The following is a 16,929-nucleotide window of genomic DNA, read 5'->3' as shown; positions in this document are numbered from 1 at the left end:
AACGAACGGGCGGCACCTCACCGGTGCCGCCCGTTTCGTGTATCACGGGAGAGGGCGTACACATGAACGACATCGAACTGGGTCACCTGCGTCGTTGCGTCGAATTGGCAACGGAAGCATTGGATGCCGGCGACGAACCTTTCGGTTCCGTCCTGGCAGCGGCCGACGGAACATTTCTGGCGGAAGATCGAAACAGGATCGCGGGCGGCGACAACACTCGCCACCCCGAGTTCGAGCTGGCTCGGTGGGCGGCTCAGTATCTGACGCCGGAAGAGCGTTCGACGGCAACGGTATTCACCTCGGGAGAGCACTGCGCGATGTGTTCGGCTGCGCACGCATGGGTGGGCCTCGGACGTATCGTCTACATCTGCTCTTCGGCTCAACTCGGCGACTGGCTCGCGGAGTGGGGTGCGGCCCCGGCGCCGGTGAAGTCTCTGTCCGTCAACGAGGTTGCGCCGAACGTCCCGGTCGAAGGTCCGGTGCCGGAGTTGGTTCCGCTGGTGCGAGAACTGCATCGGAAGTTGCATTCGCAGAGCGCTTGACGGGCACACGCAAACGGGCGGCACCCCGCTGGAGGTGCCACCCGTTTGCGTGTGGAGTCAGGAAACTGCGTCGACCGCTCGAACCTTCTCTCGCAGTTCGCCCTTGACGACCTTGCCGCTTGCATTGCGCGGCAGCGCTTCCACGACGACGATGTCCTTCGGGTGCTTGTAACGCGCGAGACGATCATTGAGGAAGCTGCTCAGTTCCTCGATGGTCAGGTCCACGGCTGAACCTGGCGCCATCGCGACGATCGCTACCGGCACCTCACCCCACTTGGCGTCGGGGCGACCGACGACGGCCGCTTCGACGATCAATTCGTGTTCGTAGAGAACGTTTTCCACCTCGGCGCAGTAGATGTTCTCTCCGCCGGAGATGATCATGTCCTTCTTGCGATCGACGACGTAGACAAAGCCTTCGTCGTCGACTCGAACGAGATCGCCGGAGTGGAACCATCCACCGTGGAAGGCGTCAGCGGTGGCGGTGGGGTTGTTCCAGTACTCGCTCATCATCGTGGGCCCGCGGTAGACGATTTCACCGATTTCACCGGGCGCCACGTCGTCCATGTTCTCGTCGACGACCCTGGCCGAAATGGTCGGGATGACCCGACCGACGGATCCGAGCTTGCGAATCGCATCCTCACCGTCGAGAACGCAAGTGATGGGCGACATCTCGGTCTGACCGAAGACGGCGACATTGAACGCGTCCGGAAAGGTTTCGGCCATTGCCCGCAGGATCGTATCGGACGATGGTGCGGCGCCCCACGAGATGTTCTTCAGCGACAGTGCTCGAGGTTGCGCCTTCTGCACTGCGCACACGGCCTGCCATTGCACGGGCACGAGGAACAAGCTGGTGACCTTCTCGGCTTCGAGAATGTCGAGTAGTTGACCAGGGTCGAATGCGCCGACCGGATGGATCACCGTGGTCGTGCCGAGTTGCAGGCTCGGCGCGATGGAACCGAGGGCTGCGATGTGGAACATGGGCGACGCGCAGAAGCCGATGGAATCGGCATTGAACAGGTGGAAGGCCCTGATACAGGTCAATGCTTGCGAAGACAGGTTGGAGTGGGAGAGCACCGAACCCTTGGGGCGGCCGGTGGTTCCCGAGGTGTACATGATGAGTGCAGGAGTGTCGTCCGGGATGTCGACGAACGCGTGCGGCTCGCCCGCCTCGCTGATCAGGTCCTCGTAGTTCAGGCTGTCACCCTCGGCGGGGGCGCCTACGGTGATGGAGATATCGATACCCTCTGACGCGGCACGCGCCGCTCCGGCCAGTGGAGCCAATGGTCCCTCGGCGACAATGACTTTGGAGCCGGAGTCGTTGACCAGGTACGCGACCTCGGGTGGCGTGAGACGGAAGTTCACCGGAACAGCTATCGCGCCCAATGCGTTGGTCGCGAGCACGATCTCGAGGTATTCGGGGCGATTGAGCATCAGGATGAGCACGCGGTCGCCGAAGCTGACGCCGCGTCGGGCTAGAGCGTCTGCCAGCTTCTCGACGCGTGCGTCGAGGGTGCTCCAGGTGATGGAATCGCCCAAAAATCGCAGCGCGGTGCGATCGGGAATCATCTGCGCATGCCTGGCGATCTGATTGTTCCAGTTGGTGCGGCGTGAACGCTGCGCCTCGGAGACTGCATCGGTGGAGGCCATCGATGGGTTCCTCTCATGCGTGGGTGATTGTGTGACTCAGGCTACAGTGAGCCGTCGATTCTCACAGTGGTTTTGTTAACGAAAATTCGCAACGACTACTTGAAGTGCGGTGCGCGCTTCTGCAGCATCGCCATCGCGCCTTCTTTGAAGTCGTCGCCGGTGAGAAGTTCTGCCTGACCGGTATTTTCGAGCTCCAACGCGGCATCGAGGCGGTCCAGCGTCGCCGCATTGAGTGCGCGCTTGGTGAGTTCGAGTGCGCGTCGGGGAGCCTTCGACGTGCGATCGACGACCGAGTCGACGAGTGCGTCGAACGCGTCGTCTGCGACGGTGCGGGACACGAGCCCGAAACGCTCTGCGTCCTCGGCGGAAACCCGCTCGCCCAGCAACGCCATCTCGGCCGCTCTGGCACGTCCGATCGCTGCCGGCACCAGCGCACTGGCGCCGCCGTCGGGCATCAGGCCGATGTTGACGAACGAGAGGAGGAAATAGGCGCTCGATGCTGCGTACGTCAGGTCCGCGGCCAGGGCGATGGACACTCCGACGCCGGCTGCCGGGCCGTTGACCGCGGCGATCACCGGGACCGGGGCGCTGGTGATGGCGCGAATCAGAGAAGTCGCCGCATCCATGACAACTTTCGGGTCTGCGGGGTTGAGGGCCGCTGCCGCAAGATCGGCTCCGGTGCAGAACGCTCGACCGGATCCGGTGATCACGATGGTACGAACTCTCGGGTCTGCGCCGCCCTCTCTGACGGCGGCTGCGAAAGCAGTCATCGTGGGTAGATCGATCGCGTTCATCCGCTTCGGGCGGTCGAAGGTCAATCGCAGTACACCGTCGGTGATTTCGGAGCGAAAGCCCGTCTCGGCGGTGGCGGTCATGCCGCGCTCACAGCGGTGACGAATCCGGAAAGCCGTGAGGTGATGAGGTGTTCGGCCTCCGAGACCATGCGGTCGATCATGTCGGCGACGGTCGGGATGTCGTTGATCAACCCTTGGCTTTGCCCGGCGGACCAGATGCCTGCATCGAGATCGCCGTCTTCGAAGACCTTGCGCCCGCGTGCCCCGGCGACCAGATGCTGGATGTCGCTGAACTGCGCGTCGCCGCGCGCCTCGATGTCGACGACTTCGGCGCTGATCGCATTCGCTGCTACGCGTGCGGTGTTGTGCAGGGTTCGGAAAATCAGCTTGGTGTCACGCTCGGTGTTGGCGACTATCTGTTCTTTAACTGATTGCGCTACAGGAGATTCCACGGTGCACATGAATCGAGTGCCCATGTTGACGCCGTCTGCTCCGAGCGCAAGCGCCGCGACGAGACCGCGGGAATCTGCGATTCCGCCTGACGCGATCACCGGAATCGTGAGTTGCTGCGTGGCCGCCGGAATCAGAATCAGCCCTGGTATGTCGTCTTCACCTGGGTGTCCGGCGCACTCGAAGCCGTCGATGCTGACGGCGTCGACGCCCAGTCTCTCGGCCTTGACCGCGTGACGAACTGCAGTGCACTTGTGGATCACCTTCACGCCCGCGTCCTTGAAATGCGGAAGATGATCGATCGGATTGGAACCGGCCGTCTCGACGATCTTGATCCCGGATTCGATGATCGCCTGGCGATATTCGGCGTACGGCGGCGGCGTGATCGACGGCAGAATCGTGAGATTGACGCCGAAAGGCTTGTCGGTGAGATCGCGGGTCCGAGCAATTTCCTTGACGAGATCTTCCGGAGTGGGTTGGGTAAGGCCGGTCAGGAACCCCAGGGCGCCGGAATTGGCCGTGGCCGCAACAAGTTCTGCGCGTCCTACCCACATCATGCCGCCCTGCACGATCGGATGGTCTACGCCGAACATCTCGGTGAAGCGAGTGCGAATCATCTGCTCACAACTACTTTCTTACGATCGGTCAATCGGCATCGAACCCTATTGCAGGCGAAGAAAAATCCTGCGCTGCATGGAACGAGCCCGCCAGCGGACTGCGTGCAAGTTTGTGCGAATCATCACTAACATAACACCGGTGTGAGAGCGGGTGTCAAGACTCTTTTTCCGGAATCCGTCCGCCGTGACAGCCGCGTTGTAGGGTTTCGGGTGAAGCCGTACCGGGCGCGAATTGCGACCTTCGCGACCGTTAACATGGTCCGTTCGGACTCGCGCCCGTAGAAGTGCGGTGCAGCGGACGAAGGCAGTGGAAGAAAGCAACGGAAGTGGAGGGTCAGGTGCCCGGACAGACACGCGTCTCCGTGAGCGGCAGTGGCTCTGCACCACGAACGCGTCCGAAGAATCGGAAGGCCCAAATCGCGGCCGCTGCCGCGGAGGCATTCAGTGAACGTGGCTACCACGCGGTCGGCATCGACGAGATCGCAGCGAAGGTCGGAATCTCCGGGCCGGCCCTCTATCGTCATTTCCCCACGAAATACGCGCTGTTCGTCTACACCGTGAACAACCTGACCCAGGCGTTGCTGGATGCCAGCGATCCCGCGGTACACGGAAACGACGATCCACGCGAGCAGTTGAACTCCACCATGGTGGGGGTCATCCGCGCGACGATCGAGAATCGGCGTAGGGGAGGGCTCTACCGTTGGGAGGGCCGGTACCTGGTCGACGAGGATCGTGAGCAATTGCGGGAGGGAATGCGCACGCTCAATCTTCGGATTGCCGAGCCGTTGGCCGCAGTGCGCCCGGAACTGGACCCGGCCGATGTCGAGCTGATCGCACCGGCTGTGCTCAGCGTGATCGCCAGTATCACCGGTCATCGATCGGCGTTGTCCGCCAAGCAGATCGAATCGTTGATTCTCACAGCTTGTTGGTCGGTCATCGGCGTCGAGTTGCCCGTTGGTGCGAAGGGCGGCGGCAAGAAACAGGCGCCCGAACGCAAACCCGGCCTTGCCCGGACGTCGAAACGTGAAGTGCTGCTTCAGGAAGCCGTATTGCTGTTCTATCAGCGCGGCTATCACGACGTGAGTATCGAGGAGATCGGCGCCGCAGCGGGTATCAACGCGTCGAGCGTGTACCGGCACTTCGCGAGCAAAGCCGATCTACTCGCCGCGGCTTTCTATCGGGCGTCCGATCGCCTGACGATGACGTTGGGTTCGGCGTTGGCGGAGTCGGAGACACCACTCGCGGCCGTAGAGACATTGGCCAAGATGTACGTCGAGGTGTCGTTCGGCAGAAGCGAACTGTTGGCAGTCTATTTCGCCGAGATCGGCAGCTTGCCGGACCGGTCGCGGACCGAGTTGCGGAACATCCAGCGGCTCAACGTGGAGGAGTGGGCGCACTTGTGCGTCGAGGCGCGGCCGGAGTTGACGATCGTCCAAGCGCGGTTCCTCGTCCACGCGGCGCTCGGTCTGGTCTTCGACATCGGCAGGATCGTGCACTTTTCCTCGGAGAACTCCGCGCAGGCGCGCGTCGAGAAATTGCTGACCGCGACTCTCCTGGGGTAGCGCAGTCCGAAACAGTAGGTGTGACTTCACGTATCGCGGGTAGGTTCGTGATCGCAAGGCGTTCACCGAATCATGTGAAGACGGAAGTAGGGACAGCAATGCCAACTCGTACCGCACGCACCGCCTGGAACGGCACCCTCGAAGCCGGGTCGGGACAGGTCGAACTCACCAGCTCGGGTGTCGCGACCTTCGATGTGTCGTTCCCCAAGCGCGCAGCTGAGGAAGCCGGCGGAACCACCAGCCCCGAAGAACTGATCGCCGCGGCACATTCGTCCTGCTACGCGATGCAGTTGTCGGCACTGATCGCCGAGGCCGGCGGAACTCCGCAGAGCCTCGACATCACCGCAGACGTGTCGCTGGGCCCCGACACGGTCGGCTTCAAGCTCACCGGAATCAAGCTCACCGTTCGCGCCGAGGTCGACGGCCTCGACGCCGACGGTTTTGCCAAGGTTGCCCAGGCGGCCAAGGAAACGTGCCCGATCAGCAAGGCGCTGACCGGCGTCGACATCACGTTGGATGCGGCACTGGACTGATCACCTCGTGCTCGGGCGCCCCCTGCGGCGCCCGAGTGCGGTTGTGTGTGACGACCAGGTAGCTTGCGAACAATATCGGGAGCACCCACAGATCCGATGGATCACGAAAGACCACGATCGGCAAGAGCTCGCCGCGGAATCCTCCTGCGGTCCAGCGGAAAAACCCGATCACCCACTCGTACGCGTCGCCGATCGGCGAGACCGTCTTCACCGCGGCGAAGCCGATGCCCGTGACCGCGATGGACCAGGCGATCGCTGCTCGCCCCGCCAGCTTTCGTCTGAGCACCTCGAGAACCGAGAGCAGGAGCAAGGGAAACAGGAACACGCCGGCGACGTCGGACAGCTTGCCCGTCATCGTGTTCCCGAATGCCCCTTTGAGTACGTGGTCGTTGACCAAGATGACGGCCACCGAGACCAGCGCCCACGGACTCAGCAGCAGATCGCCCGGGCGGTTCACGACAGGTTGATGGTTGCCGAGCCGGACGAGAACAGGTCGCACTTGAACTGAAGGCGAAGACCGGTGGCGGCTTCGGGGACCTCGTACGCCAATTCGCCTCGCTTGGCTGCACCCGGCGCAAGCTCTCCGTCGACACTCGACGTGCTGCTGTCGGTGAACGTGATGTTGTACGACTTGTTGGTCGAGTCCTGCAGTTCGAAGCACATCATCGATGACACGGTCGACGGCTTGTCGCTGTTGTTGGTGACCTCGGTGTCGACCACGACGTAGCGGTTTCCGGGATCCGCGGTGATGAACTGATTGGTCGAGACATAGGGATCGACAACGCCGTGTACCTGGACGCGCCAGTCGCCCAGTTCGACGACGTCACCGATGCCGAAGGCAGCCGCGGGTGCGGCGGAAGAACCGTTGTCGTCGACCTTCTTCGCTTCGTCGGTCTCGCCCGAGGCGATGGTTGCGAACAGGGCTGCGCCGACGGCGAGGAGGGCGAGGGGAGTACGGAGTGATCGCATGATGTGCGCCTTTCGAGAGTTGGTATGGCACAAGTCAACGATGTGGGGACCGCTCACCGCTTCGGTCGAAAGATCGGGGAGCCTCATCCTTTCGGTCGGAGCTTGACGGTTCGTCCACCCGTTCGGCTGATTCGAGGCGTCGGTGGCGGTGGATACGCTTGCTCGGTGATCACCACCAAAGGAACCGTTGTGCGACGACGCGTATGGACTACCGCCGCCGTCGCGTTCAGCCTTTTCTGTTCCTTCATGACGGTGGGCATCGCAGGCGCGTCGGGAAATATGCCACCGGCATTGGTCGGGATCGGGTTCGTCCTGGGCGTGGCCGGTGGGATATCGCTTGTCTGGCGCCATCAACATCCCTGGGTGGTTCTGGCGATCACGCTGGTCGGCCCGCTGTTCTTCCCCACCGATGCGACGGCGGCGCTCATCGCGTTGTTCGCCGTTGCTCGGATCGCGCGTGGGCCTCGGCTTGCAGCAGCCGCGGCAGCTGTCTTCGTCGTGTGCGGAATTTCGTTGACCTACGACGCTTTTCGAAATCGTGAGTACTCCGTTCTCACGATGGGCACCGCGAAACCCAAAGACGGTTCGGTGGTTGTTCAATACGACGTCGCCATCTGGATCCCGTGGCTCGTCGCTGCCGTCATGGTCGGCATTGTCGTGGCGCTCTCGCTCCTGATTCGGACCAGAACCGAACTCGTCGAGGCAGAGCACGTACGGGATCTGGCCACCGAGAAAACCGACGTGATGCGCGACGAGATGATTCGCACCGAGGAACGAACGCGGATCGCTCGAGACATGCACGACACGATCGCGGCCAGTTTGAGCCGGATCTCGTTGTTCGCCGGCGGGTTGCAGGTCAGCGCGGCAGACAATCCCGAGAAGGTCGTCAACACCGCAGCGATGATCAGAACCACCGCGCACGAGGCTTTGGACGAATTGAAGGGAATCGTCGGAGTGCTCAGGGGAAGCGGTGATCGCCGCGAACACGGTGGGCACCAGGGGATCGACGCGATCGGTGACCTGGTCAACAGTGCACGCGCGGCAGGCATCCACTGCCGTCTCGAATCCGAGTTGCTCCCGGGTGATGTCGGAATGTTGGCGGGGCATGTCTGTTATCGCGTCGTTCAGGAATCGTTGACCAACGTCCAGAAGTACGCGAGCGACCAGATGCTCGTCATTTCCGTGACCGGGTCGCCGCACGACGGAATCCGCATCCTCGCACGCAACAAGCTGAGCGAGCTTGCACCCATGACGTCGATCGGTTCACGATCCGGCCTACGCGGGTTGGCCGAACAGGCGCGAGAGATCGGCGGCAAGGTGGAGGCAGGCGCGTTGGGGGACGATTTCCTCGTCAGTTGCTGGGTGCCCTGGTCGTCGTAGCCCTCCCACCCTCTAACTGTCGGGGGCTCTGGGTAATCTGAGCGCACTATGGACGCTGACTCGCGCATCACAGTTTTGATCGTCGACAACGACGCGTGGGTTCGGCGCGGGATGAAGGACATCCTGGAAGCAGCGCCGGACATCGTGGTGGTTGCCGAGGCCGAGGACGGCGATCAGGTCGCAGCCAAGGTCACTCGTTTTCGTCCCCACGTGGTGCTGATGGATCTGAAGATGGCACGGGTCGGTGGCTTGGAGGCCACGCGTGAATTGATGACCATGAGTAATCCGCCGAAGGTCATTGCCATGACCGCCTTCGACGTCGACGACATGGTTGTGCAGGCAGTCGAGGCGGGCGCGCACAGTTTCCTGAGCAAGGACGCAGCTCCGCAGGCGTTCCAGCAGGCAGTGCGGGTAGTGGCGTCGGACCACTCGTTGTTCAGTTGCGATTCTCTGCGCGCCATCGTGGCCTCGTCGCCGCGGCGGCAAGCGCCCGATCAGACTCCGCTCGCTTCGCTCACCGAGCGCGAGCGCGAAGTGCTGACAATCCTGGCGACAGGCGCGGCCAACAGCGTCATCGCGGAGCGGTTGTACCTCGGTGAGACCACCGTCAAGACGCATATCTCTTCGCTGTTCGCCAAGCTGGGTGTGCCCAACCGCGTGAGTGCATCGTTGATCGCGTTCCGGTGTGGCCTTGTGACGTGACTCGGGACTAATCCCTACCCTGTTCGTTGTTGCACCTTCGGTGACTGATCAAATCGTGATTGACCAAGACGTGACCATCGAAGTGTGGTCGGACGTCGCTTGTCCGTGGTGCTACATCGGAAAGACCAGGTTCCTCTCGGCGCTGGATCGTTTCGAGAACAAGGACCGCGTCAACGTCATCTGGCGCTCGTACCAGCTCGCGCCGGAGACGCCGGTGGGAGAGGGCCGAACCGAACTCGACGCCTTGGTCGAAATGAAGGGGATGGCGCCTGATCAGGTACGTCAGATGTTCGCCCACGTCAGCGCGACGGCCGCCGAGGTCGGGTTGACCTTGGACTTCGAAACCGTGATCGCCGCCAATACGTTTGATGCGCACAGGTTGCTGCATCTCGCGGGTGAGCGGCAGAACGAACTCCTCGAAGCGCTGTTCAAAGCGCACTTCAGCGACGGCAAGGTGATCGACGACCGTGAGGTGCTGGTCGAGTTGGCCGTGAGCGTCGGCCTCGACGCCGATGTCGTGCGCGAGCAACTGGGCTCCGATGCCGCAGCGGAGGCTGTCCGCGAAGATCTGTCCATGGCCCGCCAACTGCAGGTCAGCGGCGTTCCGTTCTTTGTCGCCAACCGTGCGGTTGCCGTGTCCGGCGCTCAGCCCGAAGAGGTGTTTCTGCAGTTGCTCACTCAGGCCTCCGAACCGGCCTGAGAAAGGCGAGCGGCACGCACCGCCGGGGCATTCGAAAACGGCAACAGATGTGCGCCGTTCACGGGGCAGGACAACGTCACGTGCGCTGCATCGACGAACCGGTACGGCTGCGCTGCAACAACTCCGGCGAGGTTCTTTCGCAGACGCGACATCTCGGCCCGCGCGGTCACCGTGCGGGCCGGGTCGCCGAACAGATCTTGCGCCAACCGAGATGCAGTCAGTCCCCGTCTCTCGGATCCGAGGAGGAACAGAATCTCCGCATGTCGTTGGGTGGGGGCGTATGCCCATTCGCCGAAACCCGACGTGACGGTCACCGACATGTTCTCGGAATCGCGCAGATCGATATGTACCGTGGGCGCGCTGATTCTCTCGCCGGTGGTGATCGGTCTAACCAGCCACCCGCCGGGAAGCGGATCCAGTTCGCACAGGCCCAGTGCCGGGAACCATGCCCTGCCGGGAGCCAAAGCTGCGGGGAGCAGCACGCGCGAGCGATGAGGTAACGCGTCGACCGCTGCGACCCATCCGTGGGTGTCGATCACCAATGCGGGTGATCCGCTTCGTGCAAGCATCGGCCCTGCAACAGAACGTAGTTGATCGAGATTGTCCCGATGCTTGTCGCGCAGGTGTGATTGAGCGAGGCGTGCGACGGCGTCGACCAGAGCGAGCGTCGTGGGATGGACGGTCTTGGCAGGACCACTGATGTCGACGACGCCGATGACACGGTCGTCCCGCGGATCGCGGATGGGCGCCCCCGCACACGTCCACGGATGATGGCTGCGCGCATAGTGTTCCGCCGAGAAGATCTGAACCGCCTGTCGTGACACCAATGCCGTTCCGATGGCGTTGGTGCCGACGCTGTCCTCCGCCCAGTTCGCCCCTTCGACAAATCCCAGACGCGCAGCTTGGTCCAGTACGCGATGGGACCCGCTGCGCCACAGTACAGTTCCGCGAAGATCTGCGACGACCATGATGTTCTCACCGCTCGCGGTGACCGATTCGAGTCCGCGTGTCACGTCGTCGAGTACGTCGTACAGTCCGGACTCACGACGACGGAGATCGAGTTCGGCGACGTCCATCGACGGTTCGACCCGGCTGTGCTCGGGATCGATACCGAGTTCGCGCAGGCGCTGCCACGATTGGCGCACCACGTCCCTGGGGCGGGCCGGTGCGCGGTCTCCGGCCATCGTCGCGTCGTACACCGCGGCGAGGGTCCTCGCGTAGTCGCGAGGATCCTCGCCGGGCGGCATCGCAGGCTCGGGCAACCGCTTCTTCAGCGAAGACGCCGCTTTCAGCGAAGACACCGCTTTCAGTGAAGACACCTCGGTCAGCGGTAGACGAGACCGCCGTCGATGAGACCGGCCTGCCCGGTCATGTAGTCGGAATCGGGCCCAGCGAGGTAAGAGACGAAACCGGCTACGTCGTCGGGGGTTTCAGCTCGACCCAGCGCAATTCCGCCGACGAACTTCTCGTAGGTGGCGCCCTCTGGCGCACCGGTCAACTCGGCGAACCTCTTGTCGATCGTCACCCACATGTCGGTGCCCACGACGCCGGGGCAGTACGCGTTGACGGTGATTCCGTCGGACGCGTATTCCTTGGCCGCAGCCTGAGTGAGGGCCCTGACCGCGAATTTTGTTGCGCTGTAAACACCTAACATGGCGAACCCGTCGTGACCGGCGATGGACGACGCGTTGATGATCTTTCCGCGCTGACCGAGCGCCTGGAACTTTGCCGCTGCAGCTTGAATTCCCCACAGGACACCGTCGACGTTGACGCTCCAGATCTTGGAGACCTCTTCCGGCGTCGCATCGGAGATCGGGCCGACGAGAGCGATTCCCGCGTTGTTGACGATGACGTCGAATCCGCTCAACTCACTGTGCGCGTGTTCGACTGCGGCGTGAACCTGCGCGCGATCGCTGACATCGGCGATAAACGTCGTCGCACGACGACCGATCTGTCTGATCTCGTCGGCAACCGCATCCAGCTTGGTCTGGTCGAGGTCGACCAACGCGATGTCGGCGCCGTCGTGGGCGAGGCGGAGAGCGATTCCGCGTCCGATTCCTTGGCCGGCGCCGGTGACCAGTACTACCTTGCCCGTGATGCTCATGCAGATCTCCTCGTAAGCAGTGAACCAGTCGGTTGTGAACCGGTGAGTGATTTGTATGTGACGGCGACCACAATGCGGAAGGGTTGCACCGTGTTGCAATTCCGGAAAATCGGACAGCAGTTGCAACCCTCGGCAACCCTCCCGGTACCCCGCGCGACGGTTCCATAGTTGCGCCACCACTTCGCGAATCATCTTGCGAGACAATCTGGGAGAGGGCACATGACCGCTACAGTCGACACACCCACGGAACCGGCCACGCCGAGCCGACAACCGTCACGCCGCTGGATCGGGTTCGGGATCGCGAACCTCGTGATCGTTCTCGTGCTGGCCGTGGCGAGTTGGTACCTTCTGGCCGATCCGACCACCAGTCCCTGGAGTTTCTATCCTCTGCCGTTCAACGCGGCGCTTTTCTGGGCAATCCTTTTTGTTGTGTTCATCGGCTTCAATTGCGAGTTCGCCGGCTTCGATCGACTCCCGCAGCCGGCGAAAGGCTTGGCGATCATGGTCGCGACCGCGGTCTTCGCCGTCGTGGTGACGTGGCTCCTGGCAAACGGTTTGGGGAGTTTGTACCCGGATTTCGCGGCCGATCGTGAGGGCGGCCTCGGATATTTCGCGGGTGCGCTGTTCGTGCTCTTCGGCTTCGGGACCTGGGTGATGGTGGTCCTGAACTGGCAGCATTGGCCGTGGACTTCCCTAGGGATGAAGCAGCCGTTGGTGGGTTTGTGTGAGATCGCGTTTGTCGCCGTCCCGACGCTGGCGCTGTACTTCGTGTTCGGTCTGCCGTCCGTGTCGCTGTCCGCCACGGATCCGTTGATGACCGTCGACACCGTACTCGGGTGGTTCTACTGCGTCGTGGTGGTCGTGATCCTGACTGGCCAGACGCTCGACAACTGGCCGTGGCGAGTGTTCGGCGGCGGGGGTAAGACTGCGCTCGCAGCCACGATCGGTAACTTCGCCGTCGGAACCGGCTTGTACTTCGTGGCACTTCCGGTCGTGAAGGTGTTGGTGGGAAGCGATGCCGTTGCCGAGTTGGGTGGTGTGGTCCATCAGTTCCCGGCGCAGCTCGGTGTGTGCTGGGCCTTCTGGATGATCTTCTGGGCCAACGCCTTCGGTAACAAGCCCACGGGCTTTGCGGACGGGGTCAATCTGGCGATCCGCGCGCTGCTTACGTTTGCGCTCGCGGTGGTCACATTCTTGTTCTATTACCGCTTTGCGGCAGAGCACATTCTTCACGAGCCGGCAGTTGTCGACGGATTGCACGGCAATGCACTGGGTTTCGTGGACTGGGCCGTGTTGTGGACGCTGTTCTACGTCGTGGGATTTCAGTCGCTGGGACTCGGCAAATTCAAGCCTGCTGAGGGGTGAGTCGGTTGCCCGCACATCGGTGCGGGTAACCGGTATCGGGCGGCGGCACCGCGCCCGCTGATTGCAACAGACTGCAACGCTTGTGACCGGGGCCACTTATGGGATGTGCTGTGTGTCACATTCACAAACAAGGAGAAGTGATGACGCAAACCATCGATTCCGCAGTCACCCCCGAGGTGAAGTTGACGGCGGTGACACCTCAGGAACGCGTCGACGCCTGGCTGGCGGATTTCGAGTCGGCCCTCGCGGCTCGTGACATCGAGCGTGTGGCAGGCAAATTTGCACTCGACAGCTTCTGGCGAGACTTGGTGTCGTTCACCTGGAACATCAAGACCGTCGAAGGTCGCGAGCAGATTGCCGACATGCTCTCCGAGCGTCTCGACGACACCGATCCTTCGGGATTCCGGACCACCGAGACACCCGACGAAGCCGACGGCGTCACGTCGGCCTGGATCGAATTCGAGACTGCAACCGGTCGCGCGCACGGGCACCTTCGTTTGAAAGGAGATGAAGGTTGGACCCTGCTGACGTCGTTGCAGGAATTGAAGGGACACGAAGAAGGTAAGGGCACTCGCCGGCCTCGTGGAGCGAAGCACGGAGCAGACCCGAACCGCATCACGTGGGCCGAGCAGAAGGAGATCGAGGATCGCGAACTCGGTTACACCACACAGCCTTACGTCGTGATCGTCGGCGGCGGACAGGGAGGCATCGCCCTCGGTGCCCGGATGCGCCAACTCGGAGTTCCGGCCATCGTGATCGACAGCCACGAGCGACCCGGCGACCAGTGGCGCGGACGCTACAAGTCCCTGTGCCTGCACGATCCGGTTTGGTACGACCACCTGCCATACATGCCGTTCCCCGACAACTGGCCGGTGTTCGCGCCCAAGGACAAGATCGGCGACTGGCTCGAGATGTACACCAAAGTCATGGAGGTTCCGTACTGGAGTTCCACGACCTGCACCTCCGCGTCGTTCGACGAGAAGACCCAGGAATGGACCGTCGAGGTCAACCGCAACGGCGAGAAGCTGACGTTGCGTCCCAAGCAGTTGGTGATGGCGACGGGTATGTCCGGCAAGGCCAACGTTCCGACGTTCCCCGGGCAGGACAAGTTCCTCGGCGATCAGCACCACTCGAGCAAGCACCCCGGCCCGGATCAGTACGTGGGCAAGAAGGTCGTTGTGATCGGGGCCAATAACTCCTCGCACGACATCTGCGGCGCGCTGTGGGAGAACGGCATCGACGTCACGATGGTCCAGCGCAGCTCGACGCACATCGTGAAGTCGGATTCGCTGATGGATTTGGGCTTGGGCGATCTGTACTCGGAGCGTGCACTGGCCGCGGGCATGACGACGCACAAGGCAGACCTCACGTTCGGTTCGCTGCCGTACCGAATCATGCACGAGTTCCAGATCCCGGTGTACGACGCAATCCGTGAGCGCGACAAGGACTTCTACGATCGCCTCGAGAAGGCGGGCTTCGAGCACGACTGGGGCGACGACGGTTCAGGTCTGTTCATGAAGTACCTACGACGCGGCTCGGGTTACTACATCGACGTCGGCGCGGCCGAACTGGTCGCGAACGGGGACATCAAGCTCGCGCACGGCAACATTCGTGAGCTGACCGAGAACAGCGTGATCCTCGAAGACGGTACGGAATTGCCTGCCGACGTGGTGGTCTACGCGACCGGCTACGGCTCGATGAACGGCTGGGTGGCGGATCTGATCGGTCAGGACACCGCCGACAAGGTCGGCAAGGTGTGGGGCCTGGGGTCGAACACCACCAAGGATCCGGGACCGTGGGAAGGCGAGCAGCGCAACATGTGGAAGCCGACGCAGCAGGAAGCGCTGTGGTTCCACGGAGGCAATCTGCACCAGTCGCGCCACTACTCGCTGTACTTGGCGTTGCAGTTGAAGGCGCGTTACGAGGGCATCCCGACGCCGGTGTACGGACTGCAGGAAGTGCATCATCTGAGCTGAAATAGAACTGCTGTGCGCCTTTATTAACCGCCCGCGGTTAATAAAGGCGCACAGCAGGATCAGCGAAGGGCGTACTTTTTTGCTACTTCGGTGTTCTTGGTCGCGCGCTCGGTGAGGAAGGCGAATGCCAACCCGAGTACGAGCCAGAGCGTCGCCTGCGTAGCGAGCGAGGAAAGTCGGAACTCCCACAGCAGAGTTGCCGGGAAGTCCTCGCCCACCTCGTTGATGCCGGGAAGCGAGACGTAACCGATCGTGGCGATCACCAGGAACGCAGCCACCGGAGCAGCGATGCGCACGCTGAGGAACTCGTGCCCGGAAACTGCCTTTGCCGCCGCTGCTGCCGCGGTGACGGACAGTAGCCCGAGAATCACTGCGGCCAGCCACAGCAGTGTGCGCTGGTTGATGGTGTCGGGATCTCCGACGGCCGGCGGATTGGCCGGGTACTTGAAGAAGGGCACGGCCTCGATGGCCAGCCAACCACCGACGGCGATGGTGATCGCCAACAACGGCCCGGACATTCCGGTGAGTCGTCGAGCGTAATTGGCAACGACCGAGAAGATCGCCCCGAGTGCCAGTCCGGCCAGCGCTGTGGCCAGGAACAGCCCGGCGCGCTGCCCGTCGCGGCTCACCAGTGGTTCTTCTTCGTCACCGTGCGAATGCCCAGCGGCTTCGCCGGCAACCTCACCGGTGGCGCTGTTGGCTTCTTCGATCGCAATGGCGGCATTGACGTGCGGTTCACCCAGCACGAATGCAACTCCGCCGGCAAGGATGCCTGCGATCAAACCAGCCAACAAACCACGAATGAGAAGCTTCGTGAAATTGTCGACTAGTGGCACGGCAGGCCCATCAAGTGTCGACCGTCGTGCATCAATTCATGCATGTACATGCCGGTGCGAGAGATAGCGCCCTGGTCGAATCCGACCAGGTAGAGAGCGAGCATCGCGAACAGAACTACTGCAGCGGCGAGGAAAGCAAGACGAGTCGAATCGATCGACGTATCGGGAGAATAGGCGAGAGCCATCGAAGCCTCCTGGGATTTTCGCGTCCCCTAGGTCCATGCGATGGCCGAAGTGTCTGGCTGTCGAAATAGTCGTGCCGAAAAAGGCACTTCACCTCGAATTACAGTGGCGCGACCGCTCCGGGCTTTCACCGGATTCCTGTCGGACCATCGCGTTTACATGCGAACTTTTGCACTACTGCCCGCACCGTGTCAACGCGTAAGCCGAGATGACCGTCGATTGTGCCCGCCAAGGCGGGCACAATCGTTCTAGATCAGCTCTTTGCGGCGACGTCCAGAACAACTTCGAACTCGAGCAACGACGCACCCGAAGCGACGGGCTTCGCACGCTCGCCGGAATGGGCTTCGCGGGCAGGGCCGTCACGCCAATCGGCGAACGCCTGCTCGGACTCCCACTGCGTCACCACGAAGTAGCGGCTCTCACCTGCGGTGGGGCGGAGGAGTTGGAATCCGAGAAAGCCCGGGGAGTTCTCGACTGCATGAGCGCGTGCTGCGAAGCGCTTCTCCAGTTCGGGGCCGGCGCCCTCGGGGACCTCGATTGCATTGATCTTCACGACTGCCATGCAAGCG

General features: G+C 62.4%; 18 protein-coding genes and 1 riboswitch. Of the genes, 8 read left to right on the top strand and 10 right to left on the bottom strand.

What is annotated here, in order from left to right:
• Positions 1-62: 62 nt before the first annotated feature.
• On the top strand, positions 63-542 hold the full coding sequence (locus ACKAMS_RS09145) for a nucleoside deaminase (protein ID WP_019746801.1): 480 nt from the start codon (positions 63-65) through the stop codon (positions 540-542).
• Between the two features lie 57 nt (positions 543-599).
• Here ACKAMS_RS09145 and fadD5 read toward each other — a convergent pair whose 3' ends face one another.
• The 3 genes from fadD5 to ACKAMS_RS09130 all read right to left on the bottom strand — a co-directional run bounded on the left by fadD5 (position 600) and on the right by ACKAMS_RS09130 (position 4,050).
• Positions 600-2,189: a fatty-acid--CoA ligase FadD5 gene (gene fadD5, locus ACKAMS_RS09140; RefSeq protein WP_020968361.1), complete on the bottom strand. Its 1,590-nt coding sequence runs from the start codon at positions 2,187-2,189 to the stop codon at positions 600-602.
• A 95-nt stretch (positions 2,190-2,284) separates the two neighbouring features.
• On the bottom strand, positions 2,285-3,064 hold the full coding sequence (locus tag ACKAMS_RS09135) for an enoyl-CoA hydratase (RefSeq protein WP_019746803.1): 780 nt from the start codon (positions 3,062-3,064) through the stop codon (positions 2,285-2,287).
• On the bottom strand, positions 3,061-4,050 hold the full coding sequence (locus ACKAMS_RS09130) for a nitronate monooxygenase family protein (protein WP_019746804.1): 990 nt from the start codon (positions 4,048-4,050) through the stop codon (positions 3,061-3,063). Before ACKAMS_RS09130 ends, ACKAMS_RS09135 begins: the two co-directional genes overlap by 4 nt.
• A 338-nt stretch (positions 4,051-4,388) precedes the next feature.
• Between ACKAMS_RS09130 and ACKAMS_RS09125 the strand changes: the two genes are divergently transcribed.
• Together ACKAMS_RS09125 and ACKAMS_RS09120 are read left to right on the top strand one after the other, a co-directional pair.
• Positions 4,389-5,612 carry a TetR/AcrR family transcriptional regulator gene (locus ACKAMS_RS09125; protein WP_408988907.1) on the top strand — a complete coding sequence of 408 codons (1,224 nt, stop codon included), beginning with the start codon at positions 4,389-4,391 and terminating at the stop codon, positions 5,610-5,612.
• Between the two features lie 98 nt (positions 5,613-5,710).
• Complete coding sequence (locus ACKAMS_RS09120) at positions 5,711-6,145, top strand: OsmC family protein (protein WP_003945839.1); 435 nt, start codon at positions 5,711-5,713, stop codon at positions 6,143-6,145.
• Here the strand turns inward: ACKAMS_RS09120 and ACKAMS_RS09115 are convergent.
• Both ACKAMS_RS09115 and ACKAMS_RS09110 read right to left on the bottom strand, forming a co-directional pair.
• Positions 6,120-6,602 carry a hypothetical protein gene (locus ACKAMS_RS09115; RefSeq protein WP_020906087.1) on the bottom strand — a complete coding sequence of 161 codons (483 nt, stop codon included), beginning with the start codon at positions 6,600-6,602 and terminating at the stop codon, positions 6,120-6,122. The two genes, ACKAMS_RS09120 and ACKAMS_RS09115, sit on opposite strands and share 26 nt — an antisense overlap.
• The gene (locus ACKAMS_RS09110; protein WP_019746807.1) at positions 6,599-7,114 is read right to left on the bottom strand and encodes a DUF4352 domain-containing protein; all 516 of its coding nucleotides are present in this window, start codon (positions 7,112-7,114) and stop codon (positions 6,599-6,601) included. The genes ACKAMS_RS09115 and ACKAMS_RS09110 overlap by 4 nt, the downstream gene beginning before the upstream one ends.
• A gap of 24 nt (positions 7,115-7,138) precedes the next feature.
• Between ACKAMS_RS09110 and ACKAMS_RS09105 the strand changes: the two genes are divergently transcribed.
• The 3 genes from ACKAMS_RS09105 to ACKAMS_RS09095 are packed head-to-tail and all read left to right on the top strand — an operon-like array spanning position 7,139 to position 9,896.
• The gene (locus ACKAMS_RS09105; RefSeq protein ID WP_030534796.1) at positions 7,139-8,494 is read left to right on the top strand and encodes a sensor histidine kinase; all 1,356 of its coding nucleotides are present in this window, start codon (positions 7,139-7,141) and stop codon (positions 8,492-8,494) included.
• A 48-nt stretch (positions 8,495-8,542) separates the two neighbouring features.
• On the top strand, positions 8,543-9,196 hold the full coding sequence (locus ACKAMS_RS09100) for a response regulator transcription factor (RefSeq protein ID WP_019746809.1): 654 nt from the start codon (positions 8,543-8,545) through the stop codon (positions 9,194-9,196).
• Between the two features lie 55 nt (positions 9,197-9,251).
• Positions 9,252-9,896 carry a DsbA family protein gene (locus tag ACKAMS_RS09095; protein WP_232816808.1) on the top strand — a complete coding sequence of 215 codons (645 nt, stop codon included), beginning with the start codon at positions 9,252-9,254 and terminating at the stop codon, positions 9,894-9,896.
• Here the strand turns inward: ACKAMS_RS09095 and ACKAMS_RS09090 are convergent.
• Entirely contained in the window at positions 9,875-11,143 is a 1,269-nt protein-coding gene (locus tag ACKAMS_RS09090; RefSeq protein ID WP_047888222.1) for a GAF domain-containing protein, read from the bottom strand. The genes ACKAMS_RS09095 and ACKAMS_RS09090 overlap by 22 nt on opposite strands.
• Positions 11,144-11,220: 77 nt before the next feature.
• Positions 11,221-12,000, bottom strand: coding sequence for an acetoin reductase (locus tag ACKAMS_RS09085; RefSeq protein ID WP_020906092.1), 780 nt, complete (start codon positions 11,998-12,000; stop codon positions 11,221-11,223).
• Between the two features lie 219 nt (positions 12,001-12,219).
• On the opposite strand from ACKAMS_RS09085, the gene ACKAMS_RS09080 reads away from it, so the two are divergent.
• Positions 12,220-13,365 carry a hypothetical protein gene (locus ACKAMS_RS09080; protein ID WP_408988906.1) on the top strand — a complete coding sequence of 382 codons (1,146 nt, stop codon included), beginning with the start codon at positions 12,220-12,222 and terminating at the stop codon, positions 13,363-13,365.
• Positions 13,366-13,505: 140 nt separating this feature from the next.
• Positions 13,506-15,341 (top strand): NAD(P)/FAD-dependent oxidoreductase, encoded by a 1,836-nt coding sequence (locus tag ACKAMS_RS09075; protein WP_020968370.1) that lies wholly within the window; start codon positions 13,506-13,508, stop codon positions 15,339-15,341.
• Between the two features lie 59 nt (positions 15,342-15,400).
• Here the strand turns inward: ACKAMS_RS09075 and ACKAMS_RS09070 are convergent, their stop codons facing one another.
• The 3 genes from ACKAMS_RS09070 to mhuD form a co-directional block, all read right to left on the bottom strand.
• Positions 15,401-16,177 carry a CbtA family protein gene (locus ACKAMS_RS09070; protein WP_019746815.1) on the bottom strand — a complete coding sequence of 259 codons (777 nt, stop codon included), beginning with the start codon at positions 16,175-16,177 and terminating at the stop codon, positions 15,401-15,403.
• Positions 16,168-16,362, bottom strand: coding sequence for a CbtB domain-containing protein (locus tag ACKAMS_RS09065; protein WP_003945915.1), 195 nt, complete (start codon positions 16,360-16,362; stop codon positions 16,168-16,170). Before ACKAMS_RS09065 ends, ACKAMS_RS09070 begins: the two co-directional genes overlap by 10 nt.
• 24 nt (positions 16,363-16,386) lie before the next feature.
• Positions 16,387-16,526: riboswitch (cobalamin riboswitch) on the bottom strand.
• 87 nt (positions 16,527-16,613) lie between these two features.
• Positions 16,614-16,922, bottom strand: a complete 309-nt coding sequence (gene mhuD, locus ACKAMS_RS09060; protein ID WP_007726927.1) for a mycobilin-forming heme oxygenase MhuD — start codon at positions 16,920-16,922, stop codon at positions 16,614-16,616.
• Positions 16,923-16,929 lie beyond the last annotated feature (7 nt).

The organism is Rhodococcus sp. 5A-K4 (assembly GCF_046097995.1).
Lineage (GTDB): Bacteria > Actinomycetota > Actinomycetes > Mycobacteriales > Mycobacteriaceae > Rhodococcus_F > Rhodococcus_F erythropolis.
The sequence above is the reverse complement of the archived record's forward strand: the minus strand, read 5'-3'. Positions and strand labels throughout refer to the sequence as shown.

Excerpts from the sequence above, each read along its gene's own strand:
- ACKAMS_RS09145 (WP_019746801.1), top strand. The coding sequence starts at position 63 with ATGAACGACATCGAACTGGGTCACCTGCGTCGTTGCGTCGAATTGGCA.
- fadD5 (WP_020968361.1), bottom strand. The coding sequence starts at position 2,189 with ATGGCCTCCACCGATGCAGTCTCCGAGGCGCAGCGTTCACGCCGCACC.
- ACKAMS_RS09135 (WP_019746803.1), bottom strand. The coding sequence starts at position 3,064 with ATGACCGCCACCGCCGAGACGGGCTTTCGCTCCGAAATCACCGACGGT.
- ACKAMS_RS09130 (WP_019746804.1), bottom strand. The coding sequence starts at position 4,050 with ATGATTCGCACTCGCTTCACCGAGATGTTCGGCGTAGACCATCCGATC.
- ACKAMS_RS09120 (WP_003945839.1), top strand. The coding sequence starts at position 5,711 with ATGCCAACTCGTACCGCACGCACCGCCTGGAACGGCACCCTCGAAGCC.
- ACKAMS_RS09110 (WP_019746807.1), bottom strand. The coding sequence starts at position 7,114 with ATGCGATCACTCCGTACTCCCCTCGCCCTCCTCGCCGTCGGCGCAGCC.
- ACKAMS_RS09105 (WP_030534796.1), top strand. The coding sequence starts at position 7,139 with ATGGCACAAGTCAACGATGTGGGGACCGCTCACCGCTTCGGTCGAAAG.
- ACKAMS_RS09100 (WP_019746809.1), top strand. The coding sequence starts at position 8,543 with ATGGACGCTGACTCGCGCATCACAGTTTTGATCGTCGACAACGACGCG.
- ACKAMS_RS09090 (WP_047888222.1), bottom strand. The coding sequence starts at position 11,143 with ATGCCGCCCGGCGAGGATCCTCGCGACTACGCGAGGACCCTCGCCGCG.
- ACKAMS_RS09085 (WP_020906092.1), bottom strand. The coding sequence starts at position 12,000 with ATGAGCATCACGGGCAAGGTAGTACTGGTCACCGGCGCCGGCCAAGGA.
- ACKAMS_RS09080 (WP_408988906.1), top strand. The coding sequence starts at position 12,220 with ATGACCGCTACAGTCGACACACCCACGGAACCGGCCACGCCGAGCCGA.
- ACKAMS_RS09075 (WP_020968370.1), top strand. The coding sequence starts at position 13,506 with ATGACGCAAACCATCGATTCCGCAGTCACCCCCGAGGTGAAGTTGACG.
- ACKAMS_RS09065 (WP_003945915.1), bottom strand. The coding sequence starts at position 16,362 with ATGGCTCTCGCCTATTCTCCCGATACGTCGATCGATTCGACTCGTCTT.
- mhuD (WP_007726927.1), bottom strand. The coding sequence starts at position 16,922 with ATGGCAGTCGTGAAGATCAATGCAATCGAGGTCCCCGAGGGCGCCGGC.